General features: G+C 48.5%; 13 protein-coding genes. 6 read left to right on the top strand and 7 right to left on the bottom strand.

All coding sequences use genetic code 11. From position 1 onward, the window contains the following. Nucleotides 1–56: 56 nt before the first annotated feature. From SFV55_RS17260 to SFV55_RS17270, 3 genes are all read right to left on the bottom strand, one after another. Entirely contained in the window at nucleotides 57–890 is an 834-nt protein-coding gene (locus SFV55_RS17260; RefSeq protein WP_320030778.1) for a sulfurtransferase, read from the bottom strand. Between the two features lie 11 nt (nucleotides 891–901). Next, nucleotides 902–1447: an STM3941 family protein gene (locus SFV55_RS17265; RefSeq protein ID WP_320030779.1), complete on the bottom strand. Its 546-nt coding sequence runs from the start codon at nucleotides 1445–1447 to the stop codon at nucleotides 902–904. 209 nt (nucleotides 1448–1656) lie between these two features. Beyond that, nucleotides 1657–2574, bottom strand: coding sequence for a LysR family transcriptional regulator (locus tag SFV55_RS17270; protein ID WP_320030780.1), 918 nt, complete (start codon nucleotides 2572–2574; stop codon nucleotides 1657–1659). 221 nt (nucleotides 2575–2795) lie between these two features. On the opposite strand from SFV55_RS17270, the gene hppD reads away from it, so the two are divergent. From hppD to SFV55_RS17300, 6 genes are all read left to right on the top strand, one after another. Beyond that, nucleotides 2796–3929, top strand: a complete 1134-nt coding sequence (gene hppD, locus SFV55_RS17275) for a 4-hydroxyphenylpyruvate dioxygenase (protein WP_320030781.1) — start codon at nucleotides 2796–2798, stop codon at nucleotides 3927–3929. Between the two features lie 262 nt (nucleotides 3930–4191). Further along, on the top strand, nucleotides 4192–6657 hold the full coding sequence (locus tag SFV55_RS17280) for a helix-turn-helix domain-containing protein (protein ID WP_320030782.1): 2466 nt from the start codon (nucleotides 4192–4194) through the stop codon (nucleotides 6655–6657). Nucleotides 6658–6762: 105 nt separating this feature from the next. Then, nucleotides 6763–8700 carry a M1 family aminopeptidase gene (locus tag SFV55_RS17285; RefSeq protein WP_320030783.1) on the top strand — a complete coding sequence of 646 codons (1938 nt, stop codon included), beginning with the start codon at nucleotides 6763–6765 and terminating at the stop codon, nucleotides 8698–8700. A 128-nt stretch (nucleotides 8701–8828) separates the two neighbouring features. Then, the gene (locus tag SFV55_RS17290) at nucleotides 8829–10292 is read left to right on the top strand and encodes an MFS transporter (RefSeq protein WP_320030784.1); all 1464 of its coding nucleotides are present in this window, start codon (nucleotides 8829–8831) and stop codon (nucleotides 10290–10292) included. Between the two features lie 30 nt (nucleotides 10293–10322). Next, a complete protein-coding gene (locus SFV55_RS17295) occupies nucleotides 10323–12206 on the top strand; it encodes a family 16 glycoside hydrolase (protein ID WP_320030785.1) in 1884 nt (627 codons plus the stop codon). An 80-nt stretch (nucleotides 12207–12286) separates the two neighbouring features. Then, on the top strand, nucleotides 12287–14266 hold the full coding sequence (locus SFV55_RS17300; RefSeq protein ID WP_320030786.1) for a hypothetical protein: 1980 nt from the start codon (nucleotides 12287–12289) through the stop codon (nucleotides 14264–14266). 101 nt (nucleotides 14267–14367) lie between these two features. Here the strand turns inward: SFV55_RS17300 and SFV55_RS17305 are convergent, their stop codons facing one another. From SFV55_RS17305 to SFV55_RS17320, 4 genes are all read right to left on the bottom strand, one after another. Then, nucleotides 14368–15405: a CARDB domain-containing protein gene (locus tag SFV55_RS17305; protein ID WP_320030787.1), complete on the bottom strand. Its 1038-nt coding sequence runs from the start codon at nucleotides 15403–15405 to the stop codon at nucleotides 14368–14370. Nucleotides 15406–15510: 105 nt separating this feature from the next. Then, on the bottom strand, nucleotides 15511–16596 hold the full coding sequence (locus SFV55_RS17310; RefSeq protein WP_320030788.1) for an adenylate/guanylate cyclase domain-containing protein: 1086 nt from the start codon (nucleotides 16594–16596) through the stop codon (nucleotides 15511–15513). A gap of 185 nt (nucleotides 16597–16781) precedes the next feature. Continuing rightward, nucleotides 16782–18320, bottom strand: coding sequence for a phosphatase PAP2 family protein (locus SFV55_RS17315; RefSeq protein ID WP_320030789.1), 1539 nt, complete (start codon nucleotides 18318–18320; stop codon nucleotides 16782–16784). A 15-nt stretch (nucleotides 18321–18335) separates the two neighbouring features. Beyond that, on the bottom strand, nucleotides 18336–19262 hold the full coding sequence (locus SFV55_RS17320) for a transporter (RefSeq protein ID WP_320030790.1): 927 nt from the start codon (nucleotides 19260–19262) through the stop codon (nucleotides 18336–18338). Nucleotides 19263–19286: the final 24 nt, after the last annotated feature.

Below are 19286 nucleotides of genomic sequence, written 5' to 3' on the forward strand. Positions count from 1 at the left end.
AAATCGATACCAAGTTATTAGGCAATTTTTTGCGCTTCCGTCGCTTAAACCGATCATTAACATTTATTCCTCGACCACTCGCTCCAGGAGCCGACGTAGAGTTTAGGCATCTCCAAACCTGCCTGGACCACTGCCAACAAAGTGTGACAAGCCGTCACCCCCGAGCCACAATGAACGATCAAGTGATCGGCGGGTCTTTCGGCAAAAGCTTCCTGATACATGGCTTTTAATTCGGCTGACGACTTAAATAAACCATTGACATCCAGGTTTTCACTGAAGGGTATATTGATGGCTCCATGAATATGCCCGGCAATCAAATCGATGGGCTCCACCAAGCCGAGGTAACGGTCGTGATCCCGCACATCAACGACCAAGTAATTGGGATCCTGGGCGACCTGTTCCACCTCAGCCATATCGGCTTGGGGCAATTGCCAGCCGTGGATCGGGTAGGGGAGGCATTCTTTTGGCTGCTCTAAGGCTGCACTCATAGGAAATCCAGCGCGCTCAGCAGCCTGAATGCCACCATCGAGAACTTGAACTCTGGAATGCCCGATGGCCAGGAGCATCCACCAAAAGCGGGCAGCCGCATTGGCGCCACTTTTGTCGTCGTACACCACTACGTGGCTTTGGGGGCTGATGCCGAGTTTAACCAAGGTTTCGGAAAATTGTGCCAAAGTGGGCAATGGGTGCCTGCCGCCCTGGGATACATCTGCTTTGATGTCGGCCAGTTGGGTGTCGAGGTCTACAAATAGGGCACCCGCGAGGTGTTTTTGGGTATAATTTTCATGGGCATTTTTGCCGTTGGTGGCGTCGATGAGGACCAGGTTGGGCGAGCTGGCGAGTTGCAGGAGTTCGGTGGCTTGGATGAGGGGTGTTTGTTTGGGTTTCATTTTGAAACGGATTAAGGTTTTTGTTGTTGAAATACCTCCAGTTGATGATTTAGTATTGTCAGTAGTGCTGCAAATGAAATTTTCAAACCATTGGTACTGATGCTTATAGGTGTACCGTACTGCCGGTAGTTCATGGCCATCAATTTTCGCTTCCAGCCACTGCTTTGCCGATCAATATAATCTTGAGGATTTTTGACCAAAACGAGGATCAAGCGTTGGCGTTGGATTTGCAGCACCTGAAAATCTTCAATGTCTTGCCATACAATTAACCCAGCGGAAAGCCCACCCGAGTTGTCCATTAAACCCTGTTCATTGATGACTAGTCCCGGGCGAGGGTCAAAAAGTTTGCGGATGACCACAAGGCCAATAGCACCAAAAAACAGAATTGAAGCCAGGCCTAAAACTCGAATCAGCAACGGTTCCATCGATGAACCTGTTCTACTTGGCGGATCCAACACAAACCAGAAACCGCTGGCTACAAAGGCGAATGCTCCAAGGATGGAGAGTAAAAGTTTGCCTTTGGAGATGGGGATTGTGACGGGGAGTTGAGTGGTCATATCGAGAAGGATTGTTTGGATGAAGATAATAAGAATCCTTCCTTAGATAAAAATTGTTGTGGTCTTTATTTGACAGGTTTGGCTAAATCATCAGCTATAAAGAAATTTTGTGATGGTCACCTAGCCCTGCAAGGGCGCCATCTCTCAAGGAAGGGCATCACCCTTTCGGATTACCACCAGTCCAGTCGCCAGAGCCGATTAGCGACCACTCACACCAGCATCCCTTCCCCAATCCCCCCAACCACCGCCCTTATCAGCGGCGACCCATTCTTCCCCAAATACACTAAGGCACTATCAATCGCCACCGAAACAAAAGGACTGTCATCGGCGTGCACCAGCTCCTTCACCACAATATTAGGCTCCTTGCTCAAGTCATAAGCTGAGGATATGAAAGCAATTCCTCGACCCACCTCCACCAGACTGATCAACAGCTCCAAGGAAGATACTTCCTGCACAATTTTCCCCACCCGACTAAACCCGGCCAACTGGCACATCTGTTCAATTTCGTCGTAAACCGGGTGCAGGCTGCGGGTGATTTCCACCCAGCGCTCATCCCATAGAGATGCCAAACTAAGGGAAACTTCCAGTGCCCGGGGATGTTGCTGAGACAGGATGACCCGCAGGCTACCTTTTTTGATGACTTTGGCGTTGAGTTCGGCATAATGCAACGGAAGTAAGGTGAGCCCCAGGTCGATTTGTTCGGCCAAAACGGCTTCCTGTACATTTTGAGGCGTGGGAAACTCCACCAGTTTGACCTCCACATTGGGAAAATCCCGATTGAGCACCTGTAGCAGTTCCACGATGCGTTCGCGCAAAGCAGTTTTGTACACACCTACATGTAGCACTTGCTGGTGCAGGCCAATTTCGCGGGCTTGTTCGATGGCTTGCTGGCTGAGTTGCAGGATTTTTTGCGCAGCCTGAAAAAAATGTTGGCCCGCTTCACTGAGCTCCACTTTGCGCAAGTGCTGGCGGCTGGCGCGGATAAAAAGCTCTACCCCAATCTCATTTTCCAATAAGCCAATCTGTTGACTCAGCGCGGGTTGAGAAACGTACAGCCGCTGGGCCGCTTTACTGAAATGTAGTTCCTCGGCCACGGCCACAAAATAGCGCAATTGACGTAGTTCCATGATTCAGTATAAGTTTTGCTTATGACAAAATTAGAAAAATGTATTGGCTTGAGTGGAGCTTTTGGAGAAACTTTGTGGGGAAGTTGAGAAGGCTGAGGGAGGTTGAGGAAGGTTTAGGCTACCGCGAGCGACTTAGACGCAGCCTTTGTCCACGCGGTTCGCAGAGCCTAAACCTCCCTCAACTTGCTCAACCTCCCTCAACCAAATAAAACCAAATTCACATGCCACTCATTCTCGAAAATCCCCAAACCGCCCTGAATACCCCCACTGATTTCCTGCCGCTACTCGGCACCGACCACATTGAATTTTACGTCGGGAATGCAAAACAATCTGCCCATTTTTACGAACATGCCTTTGGTTTTGAAATGATCGGCTACGCTGGACCAGAAACCGGAGTGAAGGACCGCGCCTCCTACGTGTTGCAGCAAGGCAAAATTCGCTTGGTACTCACTACTTCTCTGGTTCCGTATTCCGAAATTTCGGAACACGTACGCCGCCATGGCGATGGGGTTAAGGTAATGGCCCTGTGGGTAGAAGACGCCCGCCTTGCCTATGCAGAAACCTTGCGCAGAGGCGCTGAATCCGCCGCCGAACCCAAAGTGTTGCAGGATGAATACGGGGAAGTCGTTGTCGCTTCCATCAAAACCTACGGCGAGACCATCCACACCTTTGTAGAACGCAAAAACTACCGTGGCGTATTCTTGCCCGGTTTTGTTGCCCGCAAAAGTGCAGCCTTCCGGGGCAGCGTGGGTTTGCAATACGTGGATCATTGCGTAGGCAACGTGGAACTGGGGCAAATGAACCAGTGGGTAAAATTTTATGAAGAAGTGATGGGGTTCAAACTGCTGCTCACCTTCGACGACAAGGACATCTCCACCGAATACTCTGCTTTGATGTCTAAAGTGGTTTCCAACGGCAACGGCTACATCAAATTCCCCATCAACGAACCAGCCGCTGGGCGCAAAAAATCGCAGGTGGATGAATACCTCGACTTTTACGGCGGTCCCGGCGTTCAACACATCGCTGTAGCTACCAATGACATCATCCATACCGTTGGGGAATTGCGCAGCCGGGGCGTGGAATTTCTGGAAGTGCCAGCCAGCTATTACGAAGACTTGCTGGAGCGGGTCGGCACAATCGACGAAGACCTGCAACCCCTCAAAGACCTGAATATCCTGGTGGATCGCGACGAAGAGGGTTACCTCCTGCAAATATTTACTAAACCTGTAGAAGATCGCCCTACTTTGTTTTTTGAAATCATCCAGCGCAAGGGGGCGACCTCTTTTGGCAAAGGCAATTTCAAGGCGCTTTTTGAAGCCATTGAGCGGGAACAGGAGCGGAGAGGGAATCTGTGATTTTGGTTGAGGAGTTGAGCAATTGAGGCTACCGCAGATGCTTAGACACAACCTTGTCAAAGTCGCTGAGGTAACCCCAACTGCTCAACTTTTTAACTATTTTTCCATCAAATCTTGTTTATGTAAACCTAAATCCATATTTTTGTTTTGCCTTTTAATTTAAAACTATTCATTACATCTTACCTTTCGTTTTGTGTACAAACCATATCTTTGGTTTGGCACTTGCGTATTGTTTAGTTTATCCACACAAAACGAAAATTCAATGGATCTGCAGCGCAATCCACAATTAGAACTGGCCTTTGATTATGTGCGCAATACCCGCAAAAATGTATTTCTAACTGGTAAGGCCGGTACAGGGAAAACGACTTTTTTACGCCAACTCCGCCAGGAATCGGTCAAACGAATGGTCGTCGTAGCCTCCACTGGGGTAGCTGCCATCAATGCGGGAGGGATGACCATCCACTCTTTTTTTCAGCTGCCTTTCGGCCCCTATCTACCAGGCCAAATGGAGGATCCCTCGCGAATGCGGCGTTTCACCCGCGAAAAAATCAATTTGATCAAAAGCCTCGACCTACTGGTCATTGACGAAATCAGTATGGTGCGTGCCGATGTGCTGGATGGGATTGATGAGGTGCTGCGCCGCCACCGGGATCGTTCACGGCCATTTGGGGGGGTCCAATTGTTGATGATCGGTGATTTACACCAGTTGCCGCCAGTTGTAAAAGACGAAGAATGGAACCTGCTGCGTGAACATTACAAAACCGCGTACTTCTTCGGTAGCCAGGCCTTGCAACAAACCGATACTGTACGCATCGAGCTCAAACACATCTATCGGCAATCCGACGAACATTTTATTGCCTTGCTCAACAAGGTGCGCGACAACAAAATTGATCAGGAAGTTCTGAACCAGCTCAATAGCCGCTACATCGCCAATTTTCAACCCAAGGAAGAAGACGCTTACATTACCCTCACCTCGCACAACCAGGCTGCCCGCGACATCAATGCCACGAAGTTGGACCTGATTGCGTGCAAAGCCATCCAGTACAAAGCAATCGTTACTGGCGACTTCCCCAGCTTTTCCTATCCTACTGATGAACTTTTGGACATCAAAGTGGATGCGCAGGTGATGTTTGTCAAAAATGACATTTCCCAGGAAAAACGATATTACAATGGCAAAATCGGTAAAGTGACGCGGATAGTAGGGGAGGTGATTTATGTAAAATGCCCCGGAGACAGCGAAGAAATTGACGTCAAAACCGACGAATGGAACAACGTCAAATACACCCTGGATGAGGAGAGCAAGGAGGTCAAAGAAGAAATCCTCGGCACATTCAAACAGTATCCGCTGAAACTGGCCTGGGCCATCACCATTCACAAAAGCCAGGGTTTGACCTTTGAGCGCGCCATTATTGATGCGCAGGCCGCTTTTGCGCATGGGCAGGTATACGTGGCGCTGAGTCGCTGCAAGAGTTTTGAGGGCATTGTGCTCCATTCTAAAATAGGCCAATCCAGTGTGCGCACCGATACAGTAGTCAAGAATTACACCGAAGAGGCGGATAAAAACACCCCTGACGAAAGCCATTTGACCCAATCTAAAATCGATTACCAACAAGGCTTGATCCATGAGTTATTCGATTTCCGGGTGCTGAAACGACAATTGGAAAATGCCAAACGTACCTTCTTGAGCCATGAAAACACAGTTTCTTCCGAGGCTGTGGCCCAGGTCTTGCTTATCGAACAGCAGTGTCGCAATGAAATAGTGGTGATCGGTGACAAGTTTAAACCCCAAATCGAAGCTTATTTTCAGCAGACTGTCCTACCGGAAGAAAATGCGGACTTACAGCAGCGCATCCAAAAAGCCTGTACCTATTTTGAAGAAAAACTGGAACTGCTGATGCCCCTGCTGAAAGAAGTCCCCCTGGCGACCGACAACAAGGCCATCGAAAAACTCGCCCTAGAAGCCCTGCAATTCCTGGAAAAAGAGCTATTTATCAAAAAAGCCTGTTTCGCACAGGCCAAGTCGAGCTTTGTGGCTCAACAGTACCTCCAAACCAAGGCCAATGCCGAAATCGACTACTCGCGCGCACCGGCCAAACCTAAAGTCAACAAAAAGAGCATCGCCCAACAAACCTCTCATCCTGATTTGTACTTCGCCCTGCACAAGTGGCGGGAAGACCTTGCGGCCAATCACGGTACCGAGGGCTACATGATTTTGCCCCAAAAAACCTTGACTTTACTGGTCGAGATGTTGCCAACCAGCACCGCTGCACTGAAAAGGGTGAAGGGCATGGGGCAGGCTAAAATCAAACAGTTTGGTACGGATATTTTGAATCTGGTAAATGCCTATGTGGAAAAAAATGGCTTGCAGGAAATGCAATTGTTTTTGCCCGATTTAGAAGAAGCCCCCAAACCACCCAAAACGGACACCAAAACCCTGACTTACGATTTGTACAAAGCAGGAAAAACCATTGAAGAAATTGCCGCTGAACGGGGTTTCGCCACCACCACCATTGAAGGCCACCTTTCCCATTTCATTGGTACCGGACACCTGGACATCGCGGATTTGGTGGCGGAGAGCAAAATTCAGGCGATTTCGGCTTATTTGCAACAAAGCGAATCGGGGCTTTTGGGCGAAGCTAAAGCTGCACTGGGAGACGAATATTCCTATGGCGAAATTCGGATGGTGCAAAAACACCTGGAGCGGCTTGCTGCAAAAATGGGTTTGTAAATCTTCTGAATGGCTTAAATGTATCCCAATTGACCAAACTATTCTGCAGTAGGGTAGGATGAATCCAATATCTTTGTGTCTAATGTGGAAATAACTTAAATGAAAATGAGAACCTATTTCGTGTTTTTGCTTGCCTTTCTTACAGCGTTTAGCTCCAATGCTCAAACGCTCAGCTTCAACCCCACGGACATCAACACCATTGCCGAAGCGGAAGCCAAAGCCTACACGACCAGCCTGCTGAGTCCGGAAGTGGCGCCCTCCGAAGATTACGATGTGAAATACCACCGTATGGAGCTGTCCATCGACCCCAATCGCCGCTACATTACGGGTAAAATCACGACCTATTTCCAAACCCTGGCTGCCAATTTTTCGGCCATTCATTTCGACCTCAATAAGCCGCTACGGGTGGATTCCGTATTGTACAAAGGCAAAAAAGTCGCATATACCCACAGCAATCTGGTCTTGCGCATCAACTTACCTCAAGCTTTAAACAAAGCCGTTTTGGATTCATTGGCCATTTTTTGGCAAGGCGAGCCAGCCAATAACGGCTTTGGCTCTTTTGAACAAACTACCCATAGTGGTGTCCCTGTCATCTGGACCCTTTCCGAACCCTACGGTGCCCGCGACTGGTGGCCCTGCAAACAAACCCTGACCGATAAGATTGACTCCCTGGACATGTGGATTTCCTGCAGGAAAGAATACAAAGCGGCCAGCAACGGCTTGTTGGTAGCTGAAATTGAAAAAGGCAACGACAAAATCTACCGCTGGAAACACCGCTATCCCATTGCCAACTACCTGGTCGCGTTTGCGGTGACCAACTATGAGCGCTACACCGAATATGCCGAGCTGAAATCCGGGCGTTTGCCTATTGAGAACTACGTTTACCCCGAACACAAGTCTTTTGCTCAAACAGGTACCAAAGATTTGATCCCGGTAATCGAGCTTTTCGATTCCCTTTTTGTAGACTACCCCTTCCGCAAGGAAAAATACGGCCACGCCCAGTTCAGTTGGGGTGGAGGCATGGAGCACCAAACCATGACCTTTGTGATCAATTATGGGTATGAGTTGCTCGCTCATGAATTGGCGCACCAATGGTTTGGCGACCATACGACCTGTGGTTCATGGGAAGACATTTGGCTCAACGAAGGTTTTGCCACTTATTTGTCGGGCCTGGCCTACGAATTCCGGCAACCGCAGTACTGGCAAAGTTTTAAAAGCGGGCGAATCAACAGTGCCATCAGTCAGGCAGGTGGTAGTGTGTTTGTAACAGATACGAGCAGTGTCAACCGCATTTTTAGCAGTCGCTTGTCCTACAACAAAGGAGCAATGGTGCTGCACATGTTGCGCTGGAAACTAGGGGATCAAGCCTTTTTTCAAGGTGTACGCAATTACCTCAATGCCCCCGAACACGCTTATGGCTTTGCTAAAACGCCCCAGTTTAAAGCTCACCTGGAAGCAGCAGGTAAGCAAGACTTAACCGAGTTTTTTAAAGACTGGTACTATGGCCAGGGCTATCCCACCTATCAGATCAACGTTCGGCAGGAAGGGGATCAAAAAGTAATCATTCGCCTGAATCAAACAACTTCACATAGTTCGGTTTCTTTTTTTGAAATGCCAGTACCAATTGTGCTGACGGGGACTGGTGGCAAAACCTATGAAGCGCGTTTGGAAAACACCTTCAGCGGGCAGGAGTTTACGGTATATCCTGGTTTTAACGTTACCCAGGCGCAGTTTGACCCGAAGCTATGGCTGGTGGCGCGTACGAGTGGGATGACAGTGGGAACGACCGAGGCGGAGAAAGGTGGTTTTGCACTCTATCCGAATCCAAGTTCAGGCCTTACCCGTTTGGTGTTGGAAGAAAGAACTGGAAATATTCGCCGAGTGGTAGTGAACAGCGTAAACGGTGCCTTGATGAATCCTTCCATCCAAGTGTTGAACAACCGTGAAGCCAGTGTCGATTTGAATACTGTGCCCATGGGGATGTATGTGGTAAGGGTGGAAACCGAAAAAGGGGTTTGGGTACAAAATGTGGTGAGGAATTGATAGAAATACCGCTGCTAACGGTGAAATTTTTTAAAAAGGAGGCTTAAGCATAAATGTAGGGTGAAGCCAGATGAACATGATTCCGTTCTTCCGCCTATCTTTACGCTAATTCAAAAACATCAGTTCACATGTTAGCCATCCAAAAAAGATTAGCAGCACCTTTCTATGCCTTACTCAGCTTGCCTTCCACCGCGATGGGGTTCGCGCTTTCGGTTCAAATTTCTGCCTTGAGTTGGATTTTGAGCACCAAATACGGCCTGGCCATTCACGAAATTGGCCTGGTTTGGGCAGCTGGGCCGATTGCAGGTATTTTCGGGCAAGTCATTGTTGGCCTGATTAGCGACAATGTCTGGTTTTGGGGTGGCCGCCGCCGGCCCTTTATCCTCATTGGCGGGGCATTGGCCGCCCTGATGTTGCTAGCCTTGCCCAATATCGGTGTCATTTCCAAAGCCATGGGCACCGATGCCTTGTTGGGCGTAGCCATCACCATAGCGCTCACCTTGGATTTGGCCATCAACATCAGCTTCAATCCTACCCGTTCCATCATTGCTGACGTTACTCCGGCAGGTGATGCACGAACCAAAGGCTACACCTGGATGCAAACCATTTCCGGCACCTTTGGGGTGGCCGCATACGCCATTGGCGCCATTTGGGGCAATTATACCCTGATTTATTTTGGAGCCATCCTGGTGCTGCTCATTTCAGTGATTCCTCCGTTTTTCATCGAAGAACCTCGAACCTTACAAGCCGAAGCCGATACTACCGAAGAGCCTCAGCAAAAAGCTTCTTTTTCACAAATTGTCGTAGCCATTAGTCCTTTGTGGGGCTACCTGTTGTATGCATTCATTGGCATCGTTGCCCGACTGCTGGACCAAGCAGTTAGTTCCTTGTTGCAAGGCATTTGTGTAGGACTGACCATCGGTAGTATTTTGTTGATCTTTTTGTTGAAAAAACCGGCCTTTGGCTCCAAATACGCCCATTTGATCGACTTTCAGAAAATCCTCGCGGCACATTCCTTTACTTGGCTGGGCATTCAAACCATGTTTGTGTACATGTTTGCTTATGTACAGCAAAAAATAGTGGGACTGAGTGATGATCAAATGGGACAGGTGGTTTCCATCTCCTTTTTGATTTTTAACGCAGTCGCAGCAGTACTGCCTGCCATTTTGTTGCAACCATTGACCAGCAAAATCGGGCGAGTCAAAACCCACTTGTTGTGTATTGCCATCATGGCCCTGGGCTATGCAAGTATATTTTTATTTGGCCAATCGGTGTCCAGTATTTATGTATTAATGGGCGTTGTGGGGATAGGTTGGGCGGCCACTGTAAGTTTACCTTTTGCCATCATGTCTCAAACCATTGACCAATCGCGAATGGGAATGTTTATGGGCTTGTTCAATTTATCGGTAGTTTTACCCCAGTTGGTGGCCAGCCTGGGGGTAGGTGAAGCCATCAGTGCTGCTGAGGACAAGGGCCTCATTTTTATCATTTGTGCCCTGAGTTTGGCAACATCTGCCTTTTTGTGGCTGTTCATTAAGGAGCGAAAAGCCAAGGACGAAATACCAACGCTTGTATCTGGCGGAGGCCATTGACATATTTACTTTTTTCAACAAACACATTCAATGAAGTCTGTTAAAACACTACTACTTGCTATTTCCATGCTGAGTGTTGTGATGGGGTGGGCCCAAAAATTCCCACTCAAACCCCTCTCACTCGAAGACATGAGCAGTTTCAAAACCACGGGCAGCAATTGGCAAATTGTGGGCGATGTGGTGATGGATCGCAATGGCGGCATGAAAGTTACACCAGGAAAAGGGATCTTGCTCAACAATGTATCCGACAAAGACCACGACATCCTGGATCAGGCCAACAAAAAACAGGATTGGGCTACCGTTGAAGGGTACAAAGTGCTTACCGCCTGGGAACACGGTGACCTGGAGCTGGAACTGGATTTTATGATGCCCAAGGGGTCCAACTCGGGCATCTACCTGCAAGGACGCTACGAGGTACAATTGTTCGATAGCTGGGGTGTGAAATCGCCCAAGTTCGGTGACCTTGGCGGTATTTACCGCAACTGGGAAAGTGCTCCTGGCAAAATTTATATGGGCAAAGCCCCCCTGGCTAATGCAGCCAAAGCACCTGGTTTGTGGCAAAACCTGAAAATTTCCTTTCAGGCACCCCGATTTGACGCTCAGGGCAATAAAATCGAAAATGCCCGTTTACACTACGTGATCATCAATGGGGTAACCGTACACCAAAATCTGGAAATTCCACTGCCAACGGGTGGCCCGATCGATCAAAAAGAAGTGCCTCTTGGTCCTATTTTCATCCAGGGCGACCACGGTGCTGTTGCTTTCCGCAACATCAAGTACCGCTCCCTGGGGGCCAAAACGGCCAGCACCAGCGATATCACCTACAAGTACTTCGAAGGCAAGTTCAAAAATGCGGAGGAACTTAACGCCCAAACCCCCAAATCCAGTGGGAAACTTCCCGCAGTCACGATTGAAGTGCTGGATCTGGAGGATGTTTCCGGGGTTCGTTTTGATGGCGTATTGAATGTGCCAGAAGATGGCTATTACTTAATGTCGCTCAATACGACTGGTGGGTACAAACTGCAAATTGACAACCAGAATGTAGCCTTCAACGAGCGTCCGGATAGTTGGTGGGACTCCAAACAAAGTAGCGTGCAACTCAAGGCTGGTGCACACCCTTTTACCCTCTATTACTACAAAGATGCTGGCTACATGCCACCACGGCTGGGCTGGGTCATCGAAGGTTCGGCCATCCAACGTTCCACTTTGACCACCTTTGGTTCTTATCCGCCCGATCCCAACCCTACCTCACCCATTCAGGTAGCAGTGGGGAACAAAACCAGGTTGCTCCGGGCTTTCCTGGACTTTGAACGCGACCGGGCGCGCCGCCTTACTCATACCATTGGAGTAGGCGATCCTGGTGGCCTGCATTACATCTACGATCTTAAAGCGGGCAATGTGGCCTGTGTTTGGCGGGGTGATTTTGTCGATGCCACTCCGATGTGGAACGATCGGGGAGATGGAAGTTTCCGCCCAATGGGGGTGACTCAATTTACTTTTATTGGCCAAAGCCTGGGCATTATTCAGGGCCGAAGTGATGCATTTCCAACTACCTATCAGGAAGCAGACTTCAAAACCAAAGGTTACGCCATCGAAGAAGCAACTGGGCGACCTATTTTCCGCTACAGTTACAAGGGAATCGACGTGGAAGAGCGTTGCTATCCCAGCGTAGACCAGAATAGCCTGGTGCGGGAGATTGCCCTGAATGGGGCTATTCCTGACGGAGCGCACCTCAAATTGGCGGAAGGTAAGGACATCATGGCCATGCCCGATGGCTCTTTTGCCATCGACGACCGTAAGTATTATATCGCTCTTGGTGGTGACTTAAAAGCCTCGATTCGCGATTTTAATGGCAAAAAAGAATTGGTCGTGCCCGTAAAGACAGGCATTGCGAAGTTCTCGATTATTTGGTAACCGAGTTGAAGAGTTGAATAATTGAGTCGCTCGCGGTAGCCTCAACCTTCTCAACTCCTCAACCTTCTCAACTCCTCAATATGAAATATTTTATCCAAACTGGCTTATGTTTTGTCGGTCTGCTCATCATACAAGTGTTTACCAGTTTTAGCTGGAGCGTGATTCCTCCGGTTAAAACACCTACGGAAGACGATTATTACAAAATCATCACCCTCCCTACTACCGAAGGAATGCTCCTGGAAGTAGGCGGTATAACCACCTTGCAAGACGGCCGCCTCGCGCTTTGTACCCGCCGCGGCGACGTATACCTGGTAGAAAACCCGGAAATGAGCAACGGAACGCTGCCTCGCTACAAGCTCTTTGCCACCGGATTGCACGAACCATTGGGGCTTGCTTCCAAAGACAATGCCCTTTATGCTGCCCAGCGAGGCGAGCTCACCAAATTGATGGACACCAATGGCGACGATGTAGCCGACGTTTATGAAACGGTGTACGCCTGGCCCATTTCCGGCCACTATCACGAATATTCTTACGGACCAAAATTTGCTCCTGACGGGAGTATGTTTGTCACTGGCAACGTAGCATTCGGCGATCAGGAATGGTGGCGGGGAGAAAGCCGGGTTTTTGGTCGTGGCTGGACCATGCGCATCACACCCGATGGCAAAATGGAGCCCTGGGCCACCGGGATGCGTTCCCCTTGTGGTTTGGGCATGATTGATGGTGAGTTATTTTACGACGACAACCAGGGCGACTACATGGGATCTGGTGGGATTTGGCACGTTAAAAAAGGCGCCTTCACTGGCCACCCGGCTGGTTTGGTATGGACGGATAAAATCGCCAATTCTCCGGTAAAAATGACTGCAGATCAGTTCAATGCAGTGGTCGATCCACGCAAAGTTAAGAATGGAACTGGTGGATACGAAAAACCCGAAAACATTAACAACGAGGCCAATCCCAACACCCTTTTTGCCATCAAAAGCAAATTGCCGGAAGTTACTTTGCCTGCAGTGTGGTTGCCTCACGGAATTTTAGGCATTTCCAATTCCGAAATTTTACCGGATCAAACCAAGGGCGGATTTGGGCCTTTTGCGGGTCAGGTTTTTGTAGGCGACCAGGGCCAAAGTCGCGTGATGCGGGTGGTGATGGAAAAAGTGAAGGGTGAATACCAGGGGGTAGCCTTTGATTTTCGCAGTGGGTTTCAATCGGGTATCCTGCGCATGACCTGGGGTCACGATGGCTCCTTGTACGTAGGTGAAACCAACCGGGGGTGGGGTTCAGCAGGAACGGCTACTTCTGGTTTGCAGCGCCTGGCCTGGACGGGGAAAGTGCCGATGGAAATGAAAACGGTTCGTGCGATGCCTGATGGATTTGAGATTGAATTCACTTTGCCTGTCGACAAAGCCAGTGCCGAAAACCTCGCTTCTTATTCCGGCAAAAATTTTATTTACAAATACCACCCAGTATACGGCAGCCCGCCCATCAGCGATGCTCCATTGGGCATCAAAGGGGTGAAAGTATCCGAAGACGGCATGAAAGTACGTTTGGTAATTGACAACATCAAGCAATACTACCTGCACGAAATCAAAGTGGAGGGTATCCGCTCACGTGATGGCTTGCCCGTTTTGCACCCAACAGCATATTATACCCTCAACAATATTCCAGATGGCGCGAAACTGAGCATGTCCGAAGTGAGCACCAAAAGAATGGAAGCTACGCCAGCTAAGGTAGTGGAGGATATGAAAGTTAAAGTCCCCAAAGCCAAAAAAGGCAAGGAGACTGTAGATGCTAAAGCCCCTTCTTACGACAAGGTCCAACCACTGTTGGCCAAGTGGACTTGCCTGGGTTGCCACAACACCAACACCCGCCAGGTTGGCCCTTCTTTTACCGATATCGCCAAGCGCAAGTACAGCAATGAGCGCATTGTAGAATTGATTCACAAACCTGAGCCTAAAAACTGGCCCGAATACGCTACTGAAATGGCCCCCATGCCTCAGGTACCGAAGGCGGATGCTCTGAAAATGGCGGCGTGGATTAATTCTTTGGGCCCAGAAACACCTTAATTAATGATAAGTGATGAGTGATAAATGGTGAATTGCTGCCGCAGCGACATTGTCTAAGTCGCTGCGGCAGCAATTCACCATTTATCACTCATCATTCATCACTACTTCCCGCCGGTATACATCTTACAATCCACTCTGAATTCAATAAAGCGCTGATTGTTTGTCTCCAGAATTTCGGCGATTTTTAAACCTGGATCCACGATACCGCCCAGGTAAAAGTTTCTTCCGCAGTAGTTGTGCAAATCCACCATCGGCAGCTTCATGTCATTCACATAGTAGATTTGGGAAGCGCCTGGTGCCAGGGTTTTGGTGTTGGAAATCCGTCCACCGATCACCAGTTTGTCTTCGGGAAACTGCCCGGCAGCAGCTAGTGGCGCATAAGCCATTGGTGCAGCAGTGTTGGAAGAGGTGATGATGTCTACCATATAGCCATTCGCCGGATCAGTATCCGTACCTACTGCAGGGCCAGTACCAATGTTTTTTACCTCAATTTTGAAGTCTGAAAAAGCCAAACCAGGGCCACCTACGGGATTGGCGAGGGCCATGTAGGTAATCACCAGGTCAGGGCGAGGGGCGGTGGTTGAACCACTGCAATCCAATTTCACCCGAACAAAGCGAGTATTGTCATTTTCATTGGTTTCCGCTACTTTTTTACCTGGGTCAGCAATAGCGCCAATGGCTACGTAGCCCAATTGGCAAGGTTTAGCAATTACTTTGGGCAGAGGGAAACTCTCCAGATAAGTGTCTTCCTGGCCAGGAGCCAAAGTTTTGGTATTGCTGTAGCGACCGCCGATTACCAGCATGTCTTCCTGGTATTCGTAAGGATTTGGCACTACGGCAAAGGCGATTGGGGCGCTGGCATCGGTAGACAAAACCAGGTCAACCATGTAACCTTTGGCAGGGTCATCCAGGGTACCAATTGCTTTGGCAGAGCCTACGTTTTTAACGGTTACTTTGCAATTGACCGTTTCGCCTGGGACGTACACCATTTTTTCTGGAACAATGTTGGTAATGACCAGGTTGGGTGCCGCAGCCGTTAAAGCAGAGGGATTGACCACTAATGGATTTTGAGCTGATGCCAAAAATGTGACCAAGGAGGCAACAAAAGTGAAAAGTGCATTGATGCTTAACTTTTTCATTGGGATGTGTTTATCAAGGTTAAAGATGTTCTGAATAAAGACGTTACATCCCAATGTGTCGAACGCAGTTCGTTCCGTTCCAATTTTTTTTATTTTTTTACCCCATTACACTCCTACCTTATACAAATCAATCGGTTTTTCTTTGCCCTTCAAACTGATATTGCTTACTTTTTCCAGTGAATATGGTGGGTTCGACAGGATATCAACCAGCTTATCCGTGATGACCATTTTAGCACCAAGGGTGCCACATTCCTTCTCGACCCGCGAGGTAGTATTGAGCACATCGCCAGAAAATTTGATGGATTTTTTGATCTGCCCCATCTCCCCGATGATCACTTTCCCGCAGTGGACGGCTGCTTTAAATTGTGGGACAATTCCATAACGGCTGAGGTAGGTGCTCCTTTTTGCTTCGATCGCTTTTTCAAAATCCTGGTAACAAGTCAAACAGCGGGTTTCAAAAGAACCACTGGGGAAAGTCCAGCTGATGATCACCAGGTCCCCCACGTACTCCACTACTTCACCTTTATGATGGGTAATGACGGCAGCAATATCATGAAAGAAGTCATTTAAAAATCGATAAAATTTTTCGTTACCCAGTTTTTCCGCAATGGTGGTGGAATGATTAAGGTCTAGAAACATAAAAATCCTTTGCTCTTCTTTGGGGTTAAAATACCGACCACTGAACATCATCCACAATTCATTGCTCCCAAAACGCTCGGATAATTGCAGCCAAAAAGAGGAAAGCAAAACCAAGAGTAGGATTGGGGAAACGGGGTGCCAAAATGCGATTGAACCGATAAATTTTCGGGTCTCCTGCCAGGCCAATGGATCACCAATGCTTCGACCTGAAAGGATGCTATTGAATGCGTAAGAAATGCTCAGGAGCAGTACAAACAATAGCACAGAATAAATGGCGATCTTTTTAAGAATGGCTATCCAGAATTTTTCCCTAGTCATCTTTTTTTGAAAATAAAACAGCTCCAGCAACCCAAACAGCAGGCTTCCCACAAACAAGCCACCCATGGCTGCGATGGCATTTTTTTCCAAATTGAACTCCTGCATGGGGGCCGTCTCTAACACTCCAGGGTAGTTGGCTAGAAAAAAATATTCATACAAAGCGGTCAGCAAACCCGCTGATACCCAAATTACGCTAATAACCGTCAGTTGAATGAGTTGATTTCGTGTCATCATTTCGTGGTATTGTCGAAGTAAGGATACACAATGCCTGCAATAGTTGCAAGAAATGTTTAGGCAAGTAGGGTGACAAATGTGAAGAAACCTTATCAAATACTTGGTAGTACTTGCTTAAAATAAAAAGGGCAGGAGCTCATTCAAGCTTCTGCCCTGGCATTTCAAGTATTTTAGACAGGGGGCTCTTATTCAGCTCCGTCTTGTTTTGCTCTATTGAGGCTGTATTGTGCAACGTTTTTACCTTGGGTGATCCCCACTTCCGCATCAAAGCGATAGTGAATACCTCCTAAAATCCGGGACTCAGCCGCTTCATTTGCCCAATTTCTCGCTTTTTGGGCTTCGTTGGGGAAAACGTACGCTACAACTTCCGCAGCAGCAGCCGAAAATGTGCTGTGCCCGGAAGTGTAGGCAGGAAAGTTTGGAGTACCCAATATGGTCTTGAACCCCGGAATCGTCTGGATTGGCCGAGGGTAATGGTAATAGTATTTTGCATCCCAGCAGCTAACTCCTGCATCCATAACAGCCATGTTCAGGTAGGCAAAAGTACGGGCGGAGCGCAGTGGGTTAAATTTATACTCGATCAACAAATCTTTGACGTAACGATTCCAGTGCCCGGGAGGGGTGTAAGTGCCCAAACCATCTGACCACCAGTTGGCAATTTTGCGCTGTTCCGGGGTGATTTTTTTGGCAATATCCTGTAATTCCTTGGCTGCGGTATTAAACTCTGCAGAACCTGGTGCTGGCGGTGGCCCGGGGCGAACTATTTCTACATTTGGTACATTCCACATTTTTACCTTGCCAAACAGCGGTGCCAAACCAACCGGGCGAACGGGGGTTTCCTGATTGTCCCATTGCCAGCCAAAACGTTTGAGCGCAGCTGCTTTAATGGAATCAGAAACGGGTCTTGGCGCCTGGGCCTTGCTCATGCCATCGGTACGTGCTCTGGCCATAGCGACTTTGGCAACTTCCACACCAATGGTGGCACCAGCGTCGATGTCACTTTTTACGTTAACACCAGCCCAGGTTAAACTGGACATGTGTTCCGTAGCTTTGGCCGCCAGATAGTCCTTTTCCAGTGGGAACATGGCGGTCAGGATATCCCGCGATGCCGTTGCAACTACTGCACCGTCGGCTGGATAAGCAGGCAGAGAGGTCTTTGCATAGGCAGGCACGATGCTGTTGTCTACATCAGATGGCGCCTTGCGATTGAAGGTATACTTGTAGTGCCAGGCACTGATCAAGCCATCAAATTGGGCTACACTCAAATAAGCCAGGGCCCGTGAAGTGTAAGGTGGATGCGCAAAAGGGAACTGTGGATATTTGCTCGGATTTGCAGGGTCCGGCAAAGTATAAGTCCCATCTGCATTGGGTTGTGGAATGATGTTGTACTTGGCTGCCAACTCAAGTGCAATCTCGTTCCAGCGCAAAACTGGATTGTTGGTCCAATATTCAACAGCTTTCTTTTGATCACTGGTCAAATTGGCCATCGCCGTTTTTAGGGCTGCCAATTCATTTTTATAGTCGTCGGAAGTGACGTCCTTAGGAGTGGGAATGGAAATTTGGTTGCCCCCGGTTAATAGGATTGGTTTCCATGAACCTCCTTTTTCATCCAGGCTGGCGAAAATATAATCAGCATAATCAGCGTGGGTCAGCAAATCTTTTTCACAAGAAAAAGCATACACCAGGCCAAAAGCCAAAATGATACGTATCCATTTATTTTTCATGACGAATTGACAATTTTAGAGTTTAAACTGATAAGCTACTCCGGCACCCATGTTTTGGAATTTCCCCATGTTGCGGCCATCAATGACTTGGGAATAATAGGCCAGGATGCTCAAACCCTGGATTGCCTTGATGTTTTTGAAAAAATACTGACCAAATAACCCCACCTGGTCGAAGGACATTTTGTTGGTCGGCTGTGGCGCATTGTAGATCCGAATGTCATCACCTGTAAGGCAATGAACTGCCATGTAATTGGCCTCCAGTTTCAAGGAGTTGTTCAACAGCCAGGCTCCTACCGCACCATGGTAGTTCAAGGCATTGGGCACATCCATCCACTCGGAATAGTAGCTGCCATTGTTGTAGTAATAATCCCGTTCGATCTTGCTTTGTCCCCGCCAAAGGTGGGCAAAGGCGCCACGAGCGTAGATGCCATTGTCGAAACGATACTGCAAGATGCCGCGCAAGGTTACCTCTCTGGTTTTGAGGCCGATGCTAAAGGGCATGTAATCCGACAAATAATTGGATACGGGAAAAGAAAAACCAGCAGTAGTCAAAAAGGAAACCTTGCCCGGGCCTACCTGACGGTTGAATAGTTCCGCCTTGACTGCAATGCCCATGTCCTGTAGCCCTTTAGCACCAACCAGTTGCCCACCCGTTGCATCCGTAGAAATGTAGGGAACTCCGGCAAGGAGGTTGATTTTGTCGGTAATGCCATAAGCAAACATTGGCATGATGATGTCTCTGGAAAAAGTGCCAATATTGCCGTTTTCGCGCAGGCGGGTACCTTCCCAGTATTGATCCCAGGAGCCGGTTTCATAAGAGGCAGCCAAACAGATTTCCCGCTTTTTCATCATCAGGTCATCAGCAGGCGTTTGAGCATATACCAGGCCCAATTGGCTGAGCAATACAGCCAACACGAGTATGTATTGGAAGTGATTTTTCATCGAAAAAAATTAAACCAATGAGGA

This window comes from Haliscomenobacter sp. (assembly GCF_033763495.1).
Classification (GTDB): domain Bacteria; phylum Bacteroidota; class Bacteroidia; order Chitinophagales; family Saprospiraceae; genus Haliscomenobacter.

What these genes read in the sequence shown, in the direction of transcription:
- SFV55_RS17260 (WP_320030778.1), bottom strand. Translation starts at nt 890, where the DNA reads ATGAAACCCAAACAAACACCCCTCATCCAAGCCACCGAACTCCTGCAA.
- SFV55_RS17265 (WP_320030779.1), bottom strand. Translation starts at nt 1,447, where the DNA reads ATGACCACTCAACTCCCCGTCACAATCCCCATCTCCAAAGGCAAACTT.
- SFV55_RS17270 (WP_320030780.1), bottom strand. Translation starts at nt 2,574, where the DNA reads ATGGAACTACGTCAATTGCGCTATTTTGTGGCCGTGGCCGAGGAACTA.
- hppD (WP_320030781.1), top strand. Translation starts at nt 2,796, where the DNA reads ATGCCACTCATTCTCGAAAATCCCCAAACCGCCCTGAATACCCCCACT.
- SFV55_RS17280 (WP_320030782.1), top strand. Translation starts at nt 4,192, where the DNA reads ATGGATCTGCAGCGCAATCCACAATTAGAACTGGCCTTTGATTATGTG.
- SFV55_RS17285 (WP_320030783.1), top strand. Translation starts at nt 6,763, where the DNA reads ATGAGAACCTATTTCGTGTTTTTGCTTGCCTTTCTTACAGCGTTTAGC.
- SFV55_RS17290 (WP_320030784.1), top strand. Translation starts at nt 8,829, where the DNA reads ATGTTAGCCATCCAAAAAAGATTAGCAGCACCTTTCTATGCCTTACTC.
- SFV55_RS17295 (WP_320030785.1), top strand. Translation starts at nt 10,323, where the DNA reads ATGAAGTCTGTTAAAACACTACTACTTGCTATTTCCATGCTGAGTGTT.
- SFV55_RS17300 (WP_320030786.1), top strand. Translation starts at nt 12,287, where the DNA reads ATGAAATATTTTATCCAAACTGGCTTATGTTTTGTCGGTCTGCTCATC.
- SFV55_RS17305 (WP_320030787.1), bottom strand. Translation starts at nt 15,405, where the DNA reads ATGAAAAAGTTAAGCATCAATGCACTTTTCACTTTTGTTGCCTCCTTG.
- SFV55_RS17310 (WP_320030788.1), bottom strand. Translation starts at nt 16,596, where the DNA reads ATGATGACACGAAATCAACTCATTCAACTGACGGTTATTAGCGTAATT.
- SFV55_RS17315 (WP_320030789.1), bottom strand. Translation starts at nt 18,320, where the DNA reads ATGAAAAATAAATGGATACGTATCATTTTGGCTTTTGGCCTGGTGTAT.
- SFV55_RS17320 (WP_320030790.1), bottom strand. Translation starts at nt 19,262, where the DNA reads ATGAAAAATCACTTCCAATACATACTCGTGTTGGCTGTATTGCTCAGC.